This window comes from Stutzerimonas marianensis, from assembly GCF_022810315.1.
GTDB classification, from domain to species: domain Bacteria; phylum Pseudomonadota; class Gammaproteobacteria; order Pseudomonadales; family Pseudomonadaceae; genus Stutzerimonas; species Stutzerimonas marianensis.
This window is the reverse complement of record NZ_JALGRD010000012.1, coordinates 148,928-163,984: the sequence shown is the minus strand read 5'-3', so window position 1 is coordinate 163,984 and position 15,057 is coordinate 148,928. Positions and strand designations below refer to the sequence as shown.

The 15,057-nt window shown below is 56.4% G+C and carries 19 protein-coding genes; 1 reads left to right on the top strand and 18 read right to left on the bottom strand.

From position 1 onward, the window contains the following. Positions 1-124: 124 nt before the first annotated feature. From MST27_RS20010 to MST27_RS19935, 16 genes are all read right to left on the bottom strand, one after another. Entirely contained in the window at positions 125-2,350 is a 2,226-nt protein-coding gene (locus MST27_RS20010; RefSeq protein WP_243607682.1) for an esterase-like activity of phytase family protein, read from the bottom strand. Between the two features lie 122 nt (positions 2,351-2,472). Beyond that, a complete protein-coding gene (locus tag MST27_RS20005; RefSeq protein WP_243607681.1) occupies positions 2,473-3,594 on the bottom strand; it encodes a PQQ-dependent sugar dehydrogenase in 1,122 nt (373 codons plus the stop codon). A gap of 84 nt (positions 3,595-3,678) precedes the next feature. Continuing rightward, positions 3,679-4,080 carry an SMU1112c/YaeR family gloxylase I-like metalloprotein gene (gene gloA2, locus MST27_RS20000; RefSeq protein ID WP_243607680.1) on the bottom strand — a complete coding sequence of 134 codons (402 nt, stop codon included), beginning with the start codon at positions 4,078-4,080 and terminating at the stop codon, positions 3,679-3,681. A gap of 96 nt (positions 4,081-4,176) precedes the next feature. Beyond that, positions 4,177-4,884: a class I SAM-dependent methyltransferase gene (locus MST27_RS19995; protein WP_243607679.1), complete on the bottom strand. Its 708-nt coding sequence runs from the start codon at positions 4,882-4,884 to the stop codon at positions 4,177-4,179. A 221-nt stretch (positions 4,885-5,105) separates the two neighbouring features. Beyond that, positions 5,106-5,657, bottom strand: coding sequence for a dihydrofolate reductase family protein (locus tag MST27_RS19990; protein WP_243607678.1), 552 nt, complete (start codon positions 5,655-5,657; stop codon positions 5,106-5,108). 98 nt (positions 5,658-5,755) lie between these two features. After that, positions 5,756-6,469 (bottom strand): protein phosphatase 1 regulatory subunit 42, encoded by a 714-nt coding sequence (locus MST27_RS19985; protein WP_243607677.1) that lies wholly within the window; start codon positions 6,467-6,469, stop codon positions 5,756-5,758. Positions 6,470-6,544: 75 nt separating this feature from the next. Then, entirely contained in the window at positions 6,545-6,994 is a 450-nt protein-coding gene (locus MST27_RS19980; RefSeq protein WP_243607676.1) for a hypothetical protein, read from the bottom strand. Positions 6,995-7,450: 456 nt separating this feature from the next. Then, positions 7,451-8,317 carry a DUF2806 domain-containing protein gene (locus tag MST27_RS19975; RefSeq protein WP_243607675.1) on the bottom strand — a complete coding sequence of 289 codons (867 nt, stop codon included), beginning with the start codon at positions 8,315-8,317 and terminating at the stop codon, positions 7,451-7,453. 93 nt (positions 8,318-8,410) lie between these two features. Beyond that, positions 8,411-8,938: a hypothetical protein gene (locus tag MST27_RS19970; RefSeq protein ID WP_243607674.1), complete on the bottom strand. Its 528-nt coding sequence runs from the start codon at positions 8,936-8,938 to the stop codon at positions 8,411-8,413. Positions 8,939-9,034: 96 nt separating this feature from the next. Beyond that, complete coding sequence (locus MST27_RS19965) at positions 9,035-9,337, bottom strand: hypothetical protein (protein ID WP_243607673.1); 303 nt, start codon at positions 9,335-9,337, stop codon at positions 9,035-9,037. A gap of 117 nt (positions 9,338-9,454) precedes the next feature. Beyond that, positions 9,455-9,808 carry a hypothetical protein gene (locus MST27_RS19960; RefSeq protein ID WP_243607672.1) on the bottom strand — a complete coding sequence of 118 codons (354 nt, stop codon included), beginning with the start codon at positions 9,806-9,808 and terminating at the stop codon, positions 9,455-9,457. Positions 9,809-10,254: 446 nt separating this feature from the next. Continuing rightward, entirely contained in the window at positions 10,255-10,593 is a 339-nt protein-coding gene (locus tag MST27_RS19955; RefSeq protein WP_243607671.1) for a hypothetical protein, read from the bottom strand. A gap of 71 nt (positions 10,594-10,664) precedes the next feature. Then, positions 10,665-11,021 carry a hypothetical protein gene (locus MST27_RS19950; protein ID WP_243607670.1) on the bottom strand — a complete coding sequence of 119 codons (357 nt, stop codon included), beginning with the start codon at positions 11,019-11,021 and terminating at the stop codon, positions 10,665-10,667. Positions 11,022-11,100: 79 nt separating this feature from the next. Beyond that, positions 11,101-11,526, bottom strand: a complete 426-nt coding sequence (locus tag MST27_RS19945) for a hypothetical protein (RefSeq protein ID WP_243607669.1) — start codon at positions 11,524-11,526, stop codon at positions 11,101-11,103. A gap of 25 nt (positions 11,527-11,551) precedes the next feature. Continuing rightward, on the bottom strand, positions 11,552-11,902 hold the full coding sequence (locus tag MST27_RS19940) for a hypothetical protein (RefSeq protein ID WP_243607668.1): 351 nt from the start codon (positions 11,900-11,902) through the stop codon (positions 11,552-11,554). Between the two features lie 132 nt (positions 11,903-12,034). Beyond that, complete coding sequence (locus tag MST27_RS19935; protein WP_243607667.1) at positions 12,035-12,337, bottom strand: hypothetical protein; 303 nt, start codon at positions 12,335-12,337, stop codon at positions 12,035-12,037. Positions 12,338-12,478: 141 nt separating this feature from the next. Here MST27_RS19935 and MST27_RS19930 point away from each other — a divergent pair, with 141 nt between their 5' ends. After that, positions 12,479-13,030, top strand: coding sequence for a phage integrase N-terminal SAM-like domain-containing protein (locus MST27_RS19930; RefSeq protein WP_243607666.1), 552 nt, complete (start codon positions 12,479-12,481; stop codon positions 13,028-13,030). A 278-nt stretch (positions 13,031-13,308) separates the two neighbouring features. On the opposite strand, the gene MST27_RS19925 is transcribed toward MST27_RS19930, so the two are convergent. Together MST27_RS19925 and MST27_RS19920 are read right to left on the bottom strand one after the other, a co-directional pair. After that, positions 13,309-14,598, bottom strand: coding sequence for a PQQ-dependent sugar dehydrogenase (locus tag MST27_RS19925; RefSeq protein WP_243607665.1), 1,290 nt, complete (start codon positions 14,596-14,598; stop codon positions 13,309-13,311). Continuing rightward, on the bottom strand, positions 14,595-15,044 hold the full coding sequence (locus MST27_RS19920; RefSeq protein ID WP_243607664.1) for a DUF2231 domain-containing protein: 450 nt from the start codon (positions 15,042-15,044) through the stop codon (positions 14,595-14,597). Before MST27_RS19920 ends, MST27_RS19925 begins: the two co-directional genes overlap by 4 nt. Positions 15,045-15,057 lie beyond the last annotated feature (13 nt).

Here is a 15,057-nt window from a genome sequence, read left to right as displayed (position 1 = left end):
CGAATTCATTCGCCCGGGGTGGTGGGGCAGGGCGAATAAAATTCACCCGAGGCGATGGGCATGGGCGAATAAATTCGCCCCTACGAGTGCATTCGCCCTGGCGGCCGCGCCGAGCGGTTCTTGCTTAGCGCTTTACGGCACCCAACCGCATGAAGCGCGTTTCGCCGCTGGCGTCTTCCACGCCGTCGTTGTCGGTGACGACGAACAGGCGGCCTTGCGTGTCCACCGCGGCGCCTTCGACCTTGTCCAGCACCCAGCCATTGGTGGCCTTCAACTCCGGCAGCAGGTCGCGTTCGAGCGTTTTGCTCAGCAGCGGGAAACGTTGCCCTTCGCTGGACGGCTGCAAGCCTCTCAGGTCGATGCGGTAGAGGCGCTTGACCTTGGCGGCCGGGCCCTGCTGGTTGTCGCGTTCGATCACCAGGAACTGGCCATTGCCGAGCGACGTCAGCTCCGACAGACCGACCCAGGCCCCTTCGGGGGCGGCATCGAGCGGGTAATGGTAGAAGCCCCATTCGCGGCTGGCCGGGTTGAACACGCCGATACGCGCCCGGCCGTCCGGGTCATTCTTCCATTCACGCTGGACGGCCACGTAGACGCGCATGTCGGCACCCTCACCGACCACGGCGACACCTTCGAAGCCGTTGCTGGTCTGTTGCGCGGCAACCTCATCGGGCAGGGCGAATTCTTCCAGTACCTCACCCCTGGCATTGGCGCGGACCAGCAGGTTGGGCCTGGCCTTGCCGTTACCTTCCGACGCCAGCCAGAAGTCGCCATTGCTGGCCTGGGCGATGCCTTCGAGGTCGTAATCGACCGTCGCGCCCGCCTTGCGCAGCTCGACCTGCCCGTCGATGACCGCTGGCGTCTTGCTCGCGTCGACACGGAAGATGCGCGAGGCCTTGTAGTAGCTGTCCGGCACGGCGTACAGGCGGCTCGCGAGTGTGCGGTCGGCCGTCAGCCCGCTCAGCGCGCCCCAGGGAATCAGGCTGTTAGCGGTGGAGCGGATTTCGGGGTAGGGCGCGGCCTTCGCACCGTACTGGTAGATCGAGATCGTCGACCGATAGCCGTCCTCGGCCGAATCCTCCTCGCTGCTGACCACCAGCAGATTGCGCGACGGGATCGGCAGGATGCCTTCCGGCCCCATGCCGGTCGGCAGCAGTTGATGCATTGCCGGTGCCCAGGGGCGAGCCACGTCATAGACCGCGACGGCATTGCCGCGCTCGCTCCCGACGAACAGGAAGTCCTGCTTGCGGAAGCTCGCCGCGGCGATGCCTTCCGGCTCGATGCCCTTGTTCTCGGAACGATTGTCCGGGTAATGCCCGGCGCGGATGAAGGCGTGTTCCAGCGAGGCGCCAGCCTCGTGCCAGACGCGGCCGTTGTAGTCGAACAGGGTGAAGCTGCGGCTACCGCCTTCCTCGCCTTCGGCGTCCTCGTAGTCGCCCTCGTTGGCGGTGGCCAGCAATGGCCCGACCCAGGCGATCGAATCCGGCTCGCGGCGCTTGCCCTTGAGTACCCCGATTGGCTCGATACGGTCGTTTTCCTCCACATCGACGCCTTGCAGGTCGACCTGGCCGGCGCTGAAGTGGCGCATCACCCGGCCGCGACGCAGGTCGACGAGCACGATGTGGTTGTTCTCCTGCAGGGTGACGGCGGCGATGTCCTGGTCGTTGATGCTGACGTACTCGGGCTCGGGATCGCCCGGCGCCGTATCGGCCAGGCCGGTCAGGTCAACGTCGCGGGTGCTCCAGCGCTTCGGCTGACCTTTGAGGTCGACGACGCGCAGGAAACCGGCGGGCAACTGCGGGATCAGCCCGCCATTGAGGTCCTCGTCGCGCTCGTTCTCGATGGCGACAGCGGCGTAGCGGCCTTTGGGGCTGATGGCGATGGAGTCCGGCTGGCCGCCCATTGGGATGGTCGCGACGCGCTTGGGCTGCGCCGGGTTACGGATGTCGAACACGGCCAGCACGCCGTCCGGCTGGGCGTAGCTGAGCGAGGTATTCACCGCGACCAGCGCATAGTGCTGATGCACCGCGACTGAGGTCGGCTCGCCTTCGAGCTGGACGAAACCAGCCGGTTTCGGTGATTTCGGGTCGCGGATGTCGACCAGGCCGATGCGCTCGCCGGGGCTGTCGGTGTAGATCAGCGTTCGCCCGTCGCGGCTGACGGTCGTGATTTCAGCGACGGTCTGCATCGCGGCATCTTCATTGGCGCCGAGGTTGCGATACACCGGGAAGGTCGCGACCCGCTCGAAGTACTCCGCCGCTCGGGAAGAGGCCTGCGAGGCCAGCGGCAGCAGAGCCAGGGTCAGCGCAGTGGGCAGGGCGGTGCGGGTCAGGCGAGTCGGGGTTTTCATGCGGGCCTCGGCTTTTTGTGATTGGGGTTAGCCAAAACACGCTAGGCCGGGTGTGTTACGAGGATGTGACGCCGCGTCGCCTGAGCGGGCTGCGACGCTGCCAGCCCGCCCATCCGCGCCTCTTACTTCGGTCGCAGCTCCAGCAATCGTCCGCTATCGCCATCCTCGAGGACCCAGAGGCTGCCGTCCGGACCTTGCTCGACCTCACGGATGCGTGCGCCCATGTCGTAGCGCGCCGCTTCGCTGGCCTCTTCGCCATTCAGCGTGATGCGCACCAGGCCCTCGGCGGATAGCCCGCCTACGAAGGCATTACCCTTCCAGTCGGGGAATCGGTCGCCGCCGTAGATGATCAGGCCGGCCGGGGAAATCACCGGCGTCCAGGTGACCTTGGGTGCGATGAATTCGGGACGGGTGTCGTGGTCGGGAATGGGCTTGCCGCCGTAATGGTCGCCGTTGGAGACCTCCGGGTAGCCGTAGTTGCCACCTTTCTGGATCAGGTTGAGTTCGTCACCCCCTTGCGGCCCCATCTCCTGTTCCCACAGCCGGCCTTCGGCGTCGAAGGCAATCCCCAGCGGATTGCGATGGCCCAGCGACCAGACCTGCGCCGCCACGCCACCCCTGTCGGCAAAGGGGTTGTCGTCCGGCACGCTGCCATCGTCGTTCAGGCGAATGATCTTGCCGAGGTTCGCCTCCATGTCCTGGGCCGGGGTGAACTTCTGCCGCTCGCCGGAGGAAATCCACAGCTTGCCATCCGGGCCGAACGCCAGCCGGTGCCCGTAGTGGCCGCCGCCTGAGACCTTGGGCGTCTGCCGCCAGATCACCTCGACATCCGACAGCGAACCGCCGTCGACGTCCAGCGTCGCTCGGGCGACGGCGGCGCCTCGGTCACCCCCGTCGCCCTTCTCGGCATAGCTGAGATAGATGCGCCTGTTCTGTGCAAAGTCCGGATGAAGGATCACGTCACCCAACCCACCCTGGCCGCCGTAGGCCACCTCGGGCACGCCGTCGATATCACGCGATTTGCCGTCCTGCAGGACGAGATGCTTCAAGGCGCCGCGCTTCTCCGTGACCAGCGCAGAGCCGTCCGGCAGAAAGGTCATGGCCCAGGGTTCGGAGAAGGTGGCGCGGGGCGTGGCGGTGAAGGGCCACTGGTCTTTGCCGATCGCCTCGGTCGCCGCGCTGGCAACGAGGGTGGCGCAACCGAGGGCGAGAGTGCTCGCAATCTGCAGGGGCAAGTGCTTCATAACTGTCCTTTCCTCGATAAGTGGGGGTTCAACGTTACTGCGCACCGCGCGACGTATTCAGCCCGGATTTTGTTACCTGACGCGTCAGGGGTGCGCGCTCGGCGCCCGTTCGTAGAGTTCCAGCGGCAAGCCGTCAGGGTCGGCGAAAAAGGTGAAACGCCGCCCTGTGTACTCATCGACGCGGATGGGCTCGACCTGTACCCCCTTCGCTTCGAGCATGGCCTGGCATGCCGACACGTCCTCGACCGCGAACGCCAGGTGCCGTAACCCCTGCGCCTCCGGGCGCGACGGGCGCGGTGGGGCCGCCGGGAAGGAGAACAGCTCGATCTGCCCACCGTCCGGCAAGGCGAGGTCGAGCTTGTAGGAGCGGCGCGCCGCTCGGTAGTGCTCGGCAATCACCGTCAGGCCGAGCACCTCGGTGTAGAAACGCTTCGAGACGGCGTAGTCCGAGCAGATGATTGCGGCGTGGTGAATGGATCGCAGCATACGGGCCTCGCGGGAAGCAGTCCGGTAGAGACCGATAAGCGCAGTCGGCGTTCCAGAGAGCCGGGCCTCGCCACGCTGCGGCCGGTTGCGCCAGGCTCAGCCGACCGCGCGTGAGCGCGTCGACAGCCAGGCATGAATCAATCCGGCCTGGAAGAAGGGGGTAACCCGTTCGAAACCGCCTGCTTCGATGAGCGATGCCACCTGCGCCGGAGGCAACATGCCAACGTCCTTGGCGTACGCCGTGCGCATACGCGCCAGCGCCTCCTCCGTGAGGTCCGCTGCCGACATCATGTTCATCCAGGCACGCAGCAGCACCTCATAGTGCGGCGCGGCAACATCCGAGGCCAGGTCCGAACTCGCCAACAGACCACCCGGCTTGAGATGTTGCGCAATCTCGCGGAAGAAGCCCGAGCGCTCCTCTTGATCCAACATGAAGTGCGACACCAGAAAGCAGGTGGCCGCGTCGTGCAGTTCGCCGGGCGCAAGCGAGCCGAGATAGCCTTCGTGGAAGTCGCAGCGAGCGGTAACGCCTTCTTCCTCGGCTCGGCGCCGACAGACTTCGAGCATCGCCCCGGATGGCTCCAGCGCGGTGAAATGCCAACCGGGATGCCGCGACGCCAGGTAGAACAGCTCGTCACCCGTCCCCACCCCCACGCACAGAATCCGCGCCTCCTCAGGCAGCTCGGCGAACATCGAGCCCAGCAGCAGATGAAGGCAATGCCGTATCGGCGCCGTTTTCGCCCACTGGGTGTCGTAGCTCGCAGCCTGTTGATCGAACAGCGCTTTCAGCTCGTCTTGCTGCATGGTGGTCTCCGTCTGGTGTGCGAGGGCGAGGCGTGATGCTCGCGATGGCGGCTGTCGGGAGTAAAGCACGGCCACGTTCCGTTTTCTGCCTTGGCGGTTTGCTGACGGGCAGGGGAGCGGCAACTATTTTTGCAGGGCTGTGCCCGAGACAGGCCGGATAAACGATTGCAATCGCGCCGGCGAAGCCCGTTCGGCTTGATGAACTGTTAGCCGGCACTCTGTTAGGTGCTTACCTGATAGCGCAGCTCCGCGAAACCTGTACCGACCTGCCTGACTGAGGCCAGTGCTAGCGACGCACTGCTAAGTCTGCGGGGAAACAATGGCTTGCCCTTGCCCAGAGTTACAGAGCCCACTTGGACGATGATCTCGTTCAGAAGCCCGGCATCGTAAAACTGTCCTGCCAAATCACCGCCACCGACGATCCAGATGTTCTTGCCTGCGGCGGCCTCGCACATTTCCGAATGGACTGGTCGAACGTCGCCCTGCACGAAAGATAGGTTTGCTCCTGGGACTGCTGGCAGAGCGCGGGTTGAGAATACCCATGTGGGTTGCGAATAAGGCCAAGCAGATCCGGTTTCGGCTGCGACTGCTTGCGCATTGCGTAGCATCCACTCATACGTGGTAGATCCCATCGCCAGCGCCCCGACCCCGGAAATGAAGTCCGGGTAGCTCGTGTCGTTGATGTCCCCAAGCGGGAACAGCCAGTCGAGTGAATCATCCTCCGTTGCAATGAAGCCATCCAAGCTCGTTGCCGTGAAGTATTGGGTTTTCATAGATCTCCCCGTGGATACGCGGAATAGGCTGTGCCGCGTAATGGCGACGTTAACCGGCATGGGCTGCGCAACAGACCACGTCCGTGTTGAACTGTTGGTTAGGCCATCTCCGAACTGACCAGCAGCTTATTTTGAACATAGGCATGCTTGAGTTTTGGCAGCTTCTTTATTACAGCATCGGCACCCGAAATTTTCCCGCAGGCGGAAACCACCAAGTGCTCTATGTTGGGAGCAATATCGACCAGTGCGTCCACTGTTTCAAGGTTGCGGCAATGGTGAATTTCTAGCCGTTGTAGCGAAGGCAAAGCAGGCAGACCATCAAGCGACCTAGGGTTAGCCCAGTTGATTTGTAGCTGCTTTACTGACGTGGATACGGAAAGCCCGGCGAAGCTTTCACTCTTCGGTTTAAAGTGCCATATGTGAAGCATCTTCAATTCGGAAAGCGCCTCAAGCCCGCTGTCCTTCTCGTTGAACTCCCAGACGAGCTCTTCGATAGCCCGAAGGCGACCAAAGTCGATTCCTGGCCGCTTGGGATGAATGCCGAAATGTTTGAGCGCAGATAATTCGTACACTCCCGTCACATCCCTTAGACGAACATCCCAAAACCAGATCTTCGTGAGCTTGGGCAATTCAGAAAGAAAATCCAGATTATCCTGCATAAAGCCGAATGAAGGCGAACCGAACACGCCGTCCGCCTTTTTGTTTTTCGCTTCTTGCACACATGCCAGTAGCTGGTCTGTTTCAATGCCAACCGAAACTCTGCCTGCTAAATCCACGTCCACTAAAAAATGCCCGGCTCTTTCTATAGTCACAGGTGCACCTTACGTCTAGTGTTTGGTTAAGGGGCGGGCTATAGCCCGTCCCGAGCGAGCGATTTGAACCTGTTGTTAGGTGGCTCTTGCACGGTCAACTCTTTCAATAAGATCCGCGACAATAATATTCTTTGAAAAGGGATTAAGCCTCATTGGCGGGGTGAACGCCAACTCTGTACCAATGGCGCCCGTATTACGGACCTTTAATACCACTCTTTCAGGCGAGCTCATTTGAGTGTGGTTGATATTTATGACTTCGCTGAGCTTCACTCTTTGTTCTTTTCCGTTTTTATGAAATAACAAAGAGTCTCCCTCGTCGTATACTTCGTCGGCCAAGTCCCAAAGCATTTTCTTGAAAGATAAATAGCCAAGTGCCGCCATAGAAATTGGTGCCACAAGAAACACAAACGATTCTTCTAGGGCTCCAGAAGACAAAGTGGTGACTAGAAAGAATGCTAGAAACCCAAACCAAAGCGTAGGAAACAGTGTCTTAAAATAGAAGGTAGGTCCTGAAATTTTCTTCATGTTATCCGTAACACCTAACGATTAAGCTAAGGGGCGGCGGAACGCCGTCCCAGCGAACGAAGTGAGCGCTTTAAGCGCATTGTTAGGTTTCACGACAAGCTCCTAAAAGATGCAATTCGAGAGAGAGTTTTCTCGAACCTCTCAAAGCCAGACTTGCCGAGCAATACGGATGGTAAGAGCAGCGCGGCGCCAAACAATAAGCCAATAGACACACCGATTGCGGAATCTGCCAGCGCCATAACTATACCGAACACTAAGAAGATAGCCCCGACTAATGCGAAGCCTTTGCGGGAGCGGGCTTGGTTTGGGTAGCGGGTCAGCATGTGATACCTAACGATTAAGCTAACGGGCGGACAAAAGCGCAGCTTTTGGACGTCCAGCGAACGGAATGAGCGATAGTTGAGCGCATTGTTAGGTGTCAACACTCGTATTATGTAAGCCTCAAGGTGTAGTTTCTTAAGTGCTACTAGTTAGCAAGCTCGATACGATGATGCCTTGTTTGGCTATTTTTTCGATTGCGTACTCGTAGAATTCTTGGTTTCTTTTTGACCCGCATATATTTGCAAGCTCTATCCCGGCTTGGGTTAGCAAGACCTTACCGGTTTGAAGCTCATTGTTTTGTTCTTTTGAGAACTCAAGCAGAGTTGGGTGTCCGTAATAGTAGATTAAGATTTTCATTGGTAGACGAAGCCGCTTGTAGCCGGATACGGATTCAAATGAAATTAAGCCGATAGTATCGAGATGCTTAAGTGAGGAGAAATTTATTCCGTGCTTTGTGTAGATATCATTGTCTACATCAAATATAAGTGGTGCGACATCCCCAATCATCCATGCGAACTGACAGAAATTTGTAAAAAGCTCTGCATCCTTTTTGTCCATAGATGCAACAAAGTCTATCGTTCTCTTTGAATAGGTTCCAGGCTTTGTGGCTTCACCTGCAAGAAGGCTCGACCATAAAGATTGCATTTGTTTGTCTGATACGGTGTCACACTTTTCAAAAAAGTGAGCAATCCAATCCTCCTCTAATTCTTCGGTCTTCGCGTCGAGGGGGATGGCTGTTGCGGCTTGAGCCGTAATTGCTTCTATATTTTCCTGCTTTCTAGCTTCCTGATGTACTAGCCGCTCAATGCCTCTTTGCTGAATTTCGCTTAGCTCTATTCCTGCTAGAGCTTTTATCTTTTCCGCAGCGGCTTCTGCTTCTGCTTTTTTTCTGATTCTTCTTGGTTCGTATAGTACGCCAACAGCATTCGATATTTTTTCAATCAGAATGGTGGCCGGCTTGGCTAAGTCGCCGAGGTTTATGATTGAATTTCCGTCTGACACGACTCCTCCTTTGATACCTAACGTTTGGTTAAGGGGCGGGCTTCAGCCCGTCCCGAGTGAGCGAAGCGAACGACTTGGACCATTTATTATGTGTCATTGTAGGGATTCTAGTAGTTCGCTCTTGATGCCCTCATTCGGGCTGGGCAGTTGATTAAGCAGGGCAAAGCCGTCATCGCCACAGTTGTAGTAAAAAATAAAGTCTCCAGATTCGAATAGCACTTTGAAGCCGGACAGAATTTGGTAGTTATAATTTATGTGGTAGTCAACGAAAGCCTGCACGCTAACTATTTTTTTGCCAACTAGGTAATTTGCTGCTAGCGACGAAAGAAGGTCTACGGTTTGCCACGAGCAACGCTCTCCCTCTTCAAGCTCGAATGCTTGAGGGATATCAGCAGGTAAAGTATCGGCTCCGACACTTTCTCCATTTGTTAGCAAGAACATTGCGACAGTTGAGCCGTCGGTGCATTGCCACTCAATATCACCGATATCATCAGTCACTTTTTCAGATTCGAAGTAATACTGCACATTACTTAGGGCCGCTAATTTTTTTCCGACCAGATTTTGGGCTTGGGCCAAGTCGTGGGCTTTTCGCTCTTCTGAGAATATTCTTCGATGATTCATGGCGACACATAACGTTTGGTTAAGGGGCGGGCTTCAGCCCGTCCCAGTGAGCGAAGCGACCGGTTTGAACCACTAGTTAGATGTATGGCACGAGCCTTAATCGCTTAAGCACTTTATCTCCGCTTTGAGTATGTATGCTTTGCTGAAGAAAGGCATGATTCTGTCAATGGTTCTTGTTACATAACTTAGCTCCGTGCCAAGAACCTCCTCGCGCAACGCAATAAGCTCATGAACAATAATGTTCGATTTTTCTGGCGGAATCCTGGGAGAGTTATAAAGTTCTGCTAAAAGCCAGTCGAGGCATGGGTAATTCGGATTTTCGTTAACAGGAACGAATAGCGACTCTTCATGCGTTTCTATGCATGCTTTCTCGCTACAGTGATACATGTCGAATGCCATGATGGTTCCGTGATTTTTGAAACTGCGTCTAACGTTTGGTTAAGGGGCGGGCTTTAGCCCGTCCCAGCGAGCGAAGCGAGCGATTTGAACCGCTTGTTAGGCGTTTGTTTAATCACTTTATTCATCGTTATTTTGCATTGGTACTTCGTTTAGATAGTTAGCTAACTCTTCAGCGCTGATTCCGGGAGCCCCCAGCTCTAACCACTGCTCAAATTCCGCAGGACGTGATGAGTGAACATATGTACCTGCGATGACTCTCTGCTGCGCAAGGCCGAACTGGGCGGCATATCTGACATGATAGATTGCCATGATCCAAGCACGACTCTCCTCTCTGCTGGCCTTGGAGATACCAATGCTGTGCGGTAGCGTGTAACGAGATTCGCCCTCCATTAATTCTCGCAAGTCTTCAGGACGATTTTCTACCAACCAGCGTAGTGCCTGCCTATTTTCCTTAGTAACAACTGACTTCATGCGAGGCCTAACGTTTGGTTAAGGGGCGGGCTTTAGCCCGTCCCAGCGAGCGGAGCGAGCGACTTGAACCAGTAGTTAGACGCGGTGACAAGTCGAGCGCTGAATTTGCAGACAACGCCAAATGTACATCAGGCCGAACCGAAAGGGTGGGCAACGAACGTGCTGGCGCTGACAGATAAAGAAAGGCGTGGCGATCAATGGCGTTTGCCCCAGCGATGGGCCGGCAAGGCCACAGCAAAAGGCTACGAACATTCAAATGTTTTGCGCGCCGACGCTCATAGCTTGCAACTGTGCTGATGTTTGGCCGAGGAGCTGAATTAATGCTTCCGTGCATATAAACCACCAAAATTAAGAGCCGCTTCTAACGCCAGGCTTTGGGGCGGGCTTGGAGCCGCGCAGCGGCGGAAAGGCCGTCCCAGCCCCGGAGGGGCGACAACAGCCGATTGTTAGGCCCGAACTGTAATGCAAAAGTGCAGTACATCAGTAGTGCCTTGATTATCTTTTTCCCATTGAGTCGCTTCGCTTACAATAGTTGTGCGACACAGTTTTATGGCTTCTTGTACCGAGAGATCTTCAAGGCTAACGGTTCCTTGTGGGGCGCTGCCATGACCGACACGACCTTGAACGTCCTTTATCCACCCCTCCCAGCCAAGAATCTGAATTTCTCTAGACTCAAAAAAATCGATGGCTTCTAGTACAGCCAGCAGTGGCAATACGATCTCCCTCTTAGATATAGACTGCTCTCTTAGAGAGGATGGCAACAACTCGACATTGCTCATATTCATGGCCTAACGTTTGGTTAAGGGGCGGGCTTTAACCCGTCCCTGTGAGCGGAGCGAGCGATATGAACCAGTAGTTAGAAGGCATGCACTGTTAACCCGGGTTTGCCATCAAAGATTTTTTCAAGGGCAGCCGAGATATTTTTGAACTCAAGATCGTCGACCTGAAATCCAATAATGTATTTTTCATGCCCATCCAATTTCTTAGCCGGCTCTGGAGGAATCTTTGCCTGTATTTGATTTCTATAAAGATCGACCGCAAGAGTTTCGACTCTTTCGTTTACTTGATCGACGACCATGATTTCTATTTCTTTTGAATCCGGTCTTCGAGTTAGCGAGAAGCAATAATTCTTGGACTCATCAAAGCAGTAGATCAAGGCCATCTCATAGAGAGGATCATGCGATGATCCGCTGATTATTGCATTTAGGATCATTCTGAGTCCTTCTAACGTTTGGTTAAGGGGCGGGCTTTAGCCCGTCCCAGTGAGCGAAGCGAGCGATTTGAACCAGTTGTTAAATGACAAGCTCACGAATTGCTCCGGTGTCATCAACGTATTGTAAGCCGTTGTATGTTCTTGATGCGCCGCTCCATGCGGCTTTTGCCAAAACGGGCAAGGCTAGCTGGTTGATATTTAGAAATTCTTTGAATTCGCTGACTGTGTTTTTATTTGGTTTTGAGGTGCCATACCAGAATGAATGCCAATTACCATTGTGGAAAACTGAAAACGATTCTGACCCGTCAAATAAACCTTTGAAGACTTCGCCGTCAGAGAAGATAAAGTTCGCCAGCTCAATTTCGATAGCATGCTCTGTGACGTCCGGATGAGTGTCGGGTATGACGAACTCAAAACTGTCATAGCCTTCCTCGTCGTTGTGATATACACACCAACGGTTACCCTCCAAGTCAGCAACCGTCAGTTCCTCTATGCGTTTTGGCATGGCACAAGTCATTGTCATTTAACGATTAAGCTAAGGGGCAGGCTTTAGCCTGTCCCAGTGAGCGAAGCGAACGATTTGAGCGCCTTGTTAGCCGCTCACCACAGAATACTTTCAACTTCATCGTATCTGTCTGCAATTTTAGGTATGCGTCAGCCCAGCCACTGCTCATGCTGACCTCTTGCAACGGGCCAGTTGGAGCAAACAGCACTGATATTTTTAGTTTTTCAGGTGAAACGCCGGCTTTTACTGAACCTATCAGTGCAAGCATCTCTTGCTTCGCTTCTTGTTCACTCTCCCAGGATGACCAACAGAAATCGTTGTCCGGGAGCGACACTAGCTCAATAGCTGATTCGAGAACATGAATGAGGCTACCCATTGGATTGGCTCGATCAATCCCGTCATTTATTAACTGCCTAGCACGGTGTAGTTTCATATGTAGGCTAACGTTTGGTTAAGGGGCGAGCTTTAGCCCGTCCCAGTGAGCGAAGCGAACGGTTTGAACCAGTAGTTAGGAAAGGTGGACTATTTTCCTCGGTACATCTCCACCTAGCTCTCCATAAACTAGGGTTACTTGAGCCGATTTCATAAAGCTTGCTGATTTTAAAATCGGCTCCACTACCGCGTAAACTGCATTCGCATCTGGGCCGTACATATACAAATAGCCATCACTAAGATCCACTGCAATCTCATCGCCGTCAAAGCCACCAACGCCCGCAGATTCAATGGCGCTTTCTAGTAAATCCTCTAAGTCGAAAATCTCTTTAATAGAGTCAAGTCCGTAGGAGAATTTAACGATGACTGCCTGTTCCAAAGTGATCCCCTAACTATAATTAGACACCAAATGGTGCATAAGACGCTGAGCGGGCTTGGGGTATAACATTCCTTGTCATCATGACTCTCCTTGTCTAAGCTGGGCGTTTCCGAGGGGATGTGACTAAGGGAGTTACGCACCATGGATGGGAAACCGAGATTGCTCGATCAGGTGCGTGAGCAGATTCGGCTCAAACATTACTCGATCAGAACTGAGCATGTCTATTGCGAGTGGATCAAGCGTTACATCCGTTTTCACGATTATCGACATCCTGTCGAAATGGGCGGGCCGGAGGTCGAGGCGTTCCTTTCGGACTTGGCTGTTCGCCGTGACGTGTCAGCCTATACCCAGAACCAGGCGTTGGCAGCTTTGCTGTTTCTTTATAAGCAGGTATTCAAGCATGACTTGCCCTGGCTGGGTGAGGTTATCCGTGCCAAAAAGCCGGCCCGATTACCGGTTGTGCTGTCTCAACAGGAAGTCCAACAGGTCCTTGCCCACCTTTCTGGGGAGGTCGGGTTGGTTGCGCGTCTGCTCTACGGTGCCGGCATGCGTTTGATGGAAGGCCTCCGGCTTAGAGTCAAGGATGTGGATCGGCCGGCAAGCGATCGTCTTTCGCGATGGAGCAAGGCGAAAGGATCGCATTGCGGTTTTGCCTATCGCCCCGGTACGAAGGCGCAGATTACCGCGTCATGAAAAAGTGACTACTTCACACTCGCTGAGGTCGACCACTGGAACTCCGTTTATCGACAGGGCGCCCAGACTTTCTGTGGCCAGTGGCGTTGCTCTGATTGGTTGCAGGCTCTTGTGAAATAAACACGAGAGCTTCCGCTTGTGTAGCGGCAAGCCATGTTGCCCGGCTTGGGGGGCGGTTTATTGGGCGAATAAATTCGTCCCTACATGGCGGCAAGAATACTTGCCCCGCAACAGCCAACAGTGTTCTGCCGCTGGCTGTTGCGGGCGATGGCTGTCGCTTACTGGTTGCGCGTCACCCGCCACACCACGTTGGCCAGGTCGTCCGCCACGATCACCGCGCCGCGTGGATCGACGGTTACACCGACGGGGCGGCCGCGGGTTTTGTCGTCCTTGCGGAAGTCGGTCATGAATTCGATCGGCTCGCCGGTGGGCCGGCCGTCGCGGAAGGGGACGAAGATGACTTTGTAGCCGACCGGAGTCTCGCGGTTCCAGCTGCCGTGTTCGCCGATGAAGGCACCGTCGGCGAATTCGCCGCCGATGGCCCCATCGGAGAAGTCCAGGCCCAGGGCCGCTACGTGCGAGCCCAGCGCGTAGTCCGGCACGATAGTGGCGGCGACTTTGTCCGGGTCCTGAGGGCGGACACGGTCATCGACGTTCTGGCCCCAGTAGGCGTAAGGCCAGCCGTAGAAGCCGCCTTCCTGAACGGAGGTCAGGTAATCCGGAACCAGGTCCTCGCCCAGCTCGTCGCGCTCGTTGACCACTGACCAGAGCTGGTCCGTGCCGGGCAGTATGGCGAGGGCCGTGGGGTTGCGCAGGCCGGTGGCGTAGGGCTTGTAGGCACCGGTTTCGGTGTTGATCTGCCAGACCATGGCGCGGTCGACTTCCGCTTCCATGCCGCGCTCGGTGATGTTGCTGTTCGAGCCGATGCCGACGTAGAGGTACTGGCCGTCCGGGCTGATGGTCATCGCCTTGGTCCAGTGGTGATTGATCTCCGACGGCAGGTCGACGACCTTGGTCGGCGGGCCGCTGGCTTCGGTCTGGCCTTCTTCGTAGTCGAAGCGCACCAGCTCGTCCTGGTTGGCGACGTACAGCCTGTTGTCATGAAAGGCCAGGCCGTAGGGCGCGTTGAGATCCTCTGCGAAGACATTCTGGGTTTCGTAGGTGCCGTCGCCGTCGGCGTCGCGCAGCAGGGTCAGGCGGTCGCCGCTCTCGACCGAGGTGACGCCCTTGGCCTTGATGTAGCCGGCGATCACGTCCTTGGGCTTGAGTTTTGGCGCGTTGCCGCCTCGGCCTTCGGCCACGATGATGTCGCCGTTGGGCAGCACCAGGGTCTGTCGCGGGATCTTCAAATCGGTGGCGATCGCCGTCACGGTGAAGCCTTCGGGCACCGTCGGCGTTTCATCACCCCATTCGCCAGGGTCGGCGATGGTCATGCTGGGCAGCAGGCCCCGGTCCGGCTCAGGGAGCTTGGGCTCGGCGCCGTAGGTTTGGGCCTCGTCGCCGCCACCGCCGCACGCGGCGAGCAGTACCGAAACGCTCAGGAGGGAAACGGCATTGATGACTTTCATGCTTCACCTCCATTACGCAGGTTGGACAGGCCGATCCAGGCCGCCGCACAGCTCAGCAGGGTTACGATGATCGACAACACCAGGCTCTGCGGCATGGTGGCCCAGGCGTCCTTGGCGTGTTCGAGCGCATTGATGAAGCCGAAAACCCAGGCCGCGACCAGCAGCACGAGGTAGATCAGCGGGCGCCCCTTCTTCAGTCGGGCGCGGGCCAGGTTGACCAGCGCGAAGAGGATCGCGAACCCGCAGAACACCAGTCCCGCGGCGATCAGCCAGGATGAAAAGTTGCTCCACTGAATCTCGTAACTTCGGAAATAGGCGATGTCGCTCAGCAGGGCGCCGAGAAACAGCGGCACGGTCCCGGCCAGCAGGATGGCGTGTAGCGGGCCGGGTAGATGGCGGGAAACGCTGTGCGTGGTTTCGGTGGTGCGGTGGGTGATAACGGTCACGAGGAACTCCTCA

Coding starts and splice junctions, on each gene's coding strand:
- MST27_RS20010 (WP_243607682.1), bottom strand. CDS start 2,350: ATGAAAACCCCGACTCGCCTGACCCGCACCGCCCTGCCCACTGCGCTG.
- MST27_RS20005 (WP_243607681.1), bottom strand. CDS start 3,594: ATGAAGCACTTGCCCCTGCAGATTGCGAGCACTCTCGCCCTCGGTTGC.
- gloA2 (WP_243607680.1), bottom strand. CDS start 4,080: ATGCTGCGATCCATTCACCACGCCGCAATCATCTGCTCGGACTACGCC.
- MST27_RS19995 (WP_243607679.1), bottom strand. CDS start 4,884: ATGCAGCAAGACGAGCTGAAAGCGCTGTTCGATCAACAGGCTGCGAGC.
- MST27_RS19990 (WP_243607678.1), bottom strand. CDS start 5,657: ATGAAAACCCAATACTTCACGGCAACGAGCTTGGATGGCTTCATTGCA.
- MST27_RS19980 (WP_243607676.1), bottom strand. CDS start 6,994: ATGAAGAAAATTTCAGGACCTACCTTCTATTTTAAGACACTGTTTCCT.
- MST27_RS19970 (WP_243607674.1), bottom strand. CDS start 8,938: ATGAATCATCGAAGAATATTCTCAGAAGAGCGAAAAGCCCACGACTTG.
- MST27_RS19965 (WP_243607673.1), bottom strand. CDS start 9,337: ATGGCATTCGACATGTATCACTGTAGCGAGAAAGCATGCATAGAAACG.
- MST27_RS19960 (WP_243607672.1), bottom strand. CDS start 9,808: ATGAAGTCAGTTGTTACTAAGGAAAATAGGCAGGCACTACGCTGGTTG.
- MST27_RS19955 (WP_243607671.1), bottom strand. CDS start 10,593: ATGAATATGAGCAATGTCGAGTTGTTGCCATCCTCTCTAAGAGAGCAG.
- MST27_RS19950 (WP_243607670.1), bottom strand. CDS start 11,021: ATGATCCTAAATGCAATAATCAGCGGATCATCGCATGATCCTCTCTAT.
- MST27_RS19945 (WP_243607669.1), bottom strand. CDS start 11,526: ATGCCAAAACGCATAGAGGAACTGACGGTTGCTGACTTGGAGGGTAAC.
- MST27_RS19940 (WP_243607668.1), bottom strand. CDS start 11,902: ATGGGTAGCCTCATTCATGTTCTCGAATCAGCTATTGAGCTAGTGTCG.
- MST27_RS19930 (WP_243607666.1), top strand. CDS start 12,479: ATGGATGGGAAACCGAGATTGCTCGATCAGGTGCGTGAGCAGATTCGG.
- MST27_RS19925 (WP_243607665.1), bottom strand. CDS start 14,598: ATGAAAGTCATCAATGCCGTTTCCCTCCTGAGCGTTTCGGTACTGCTC.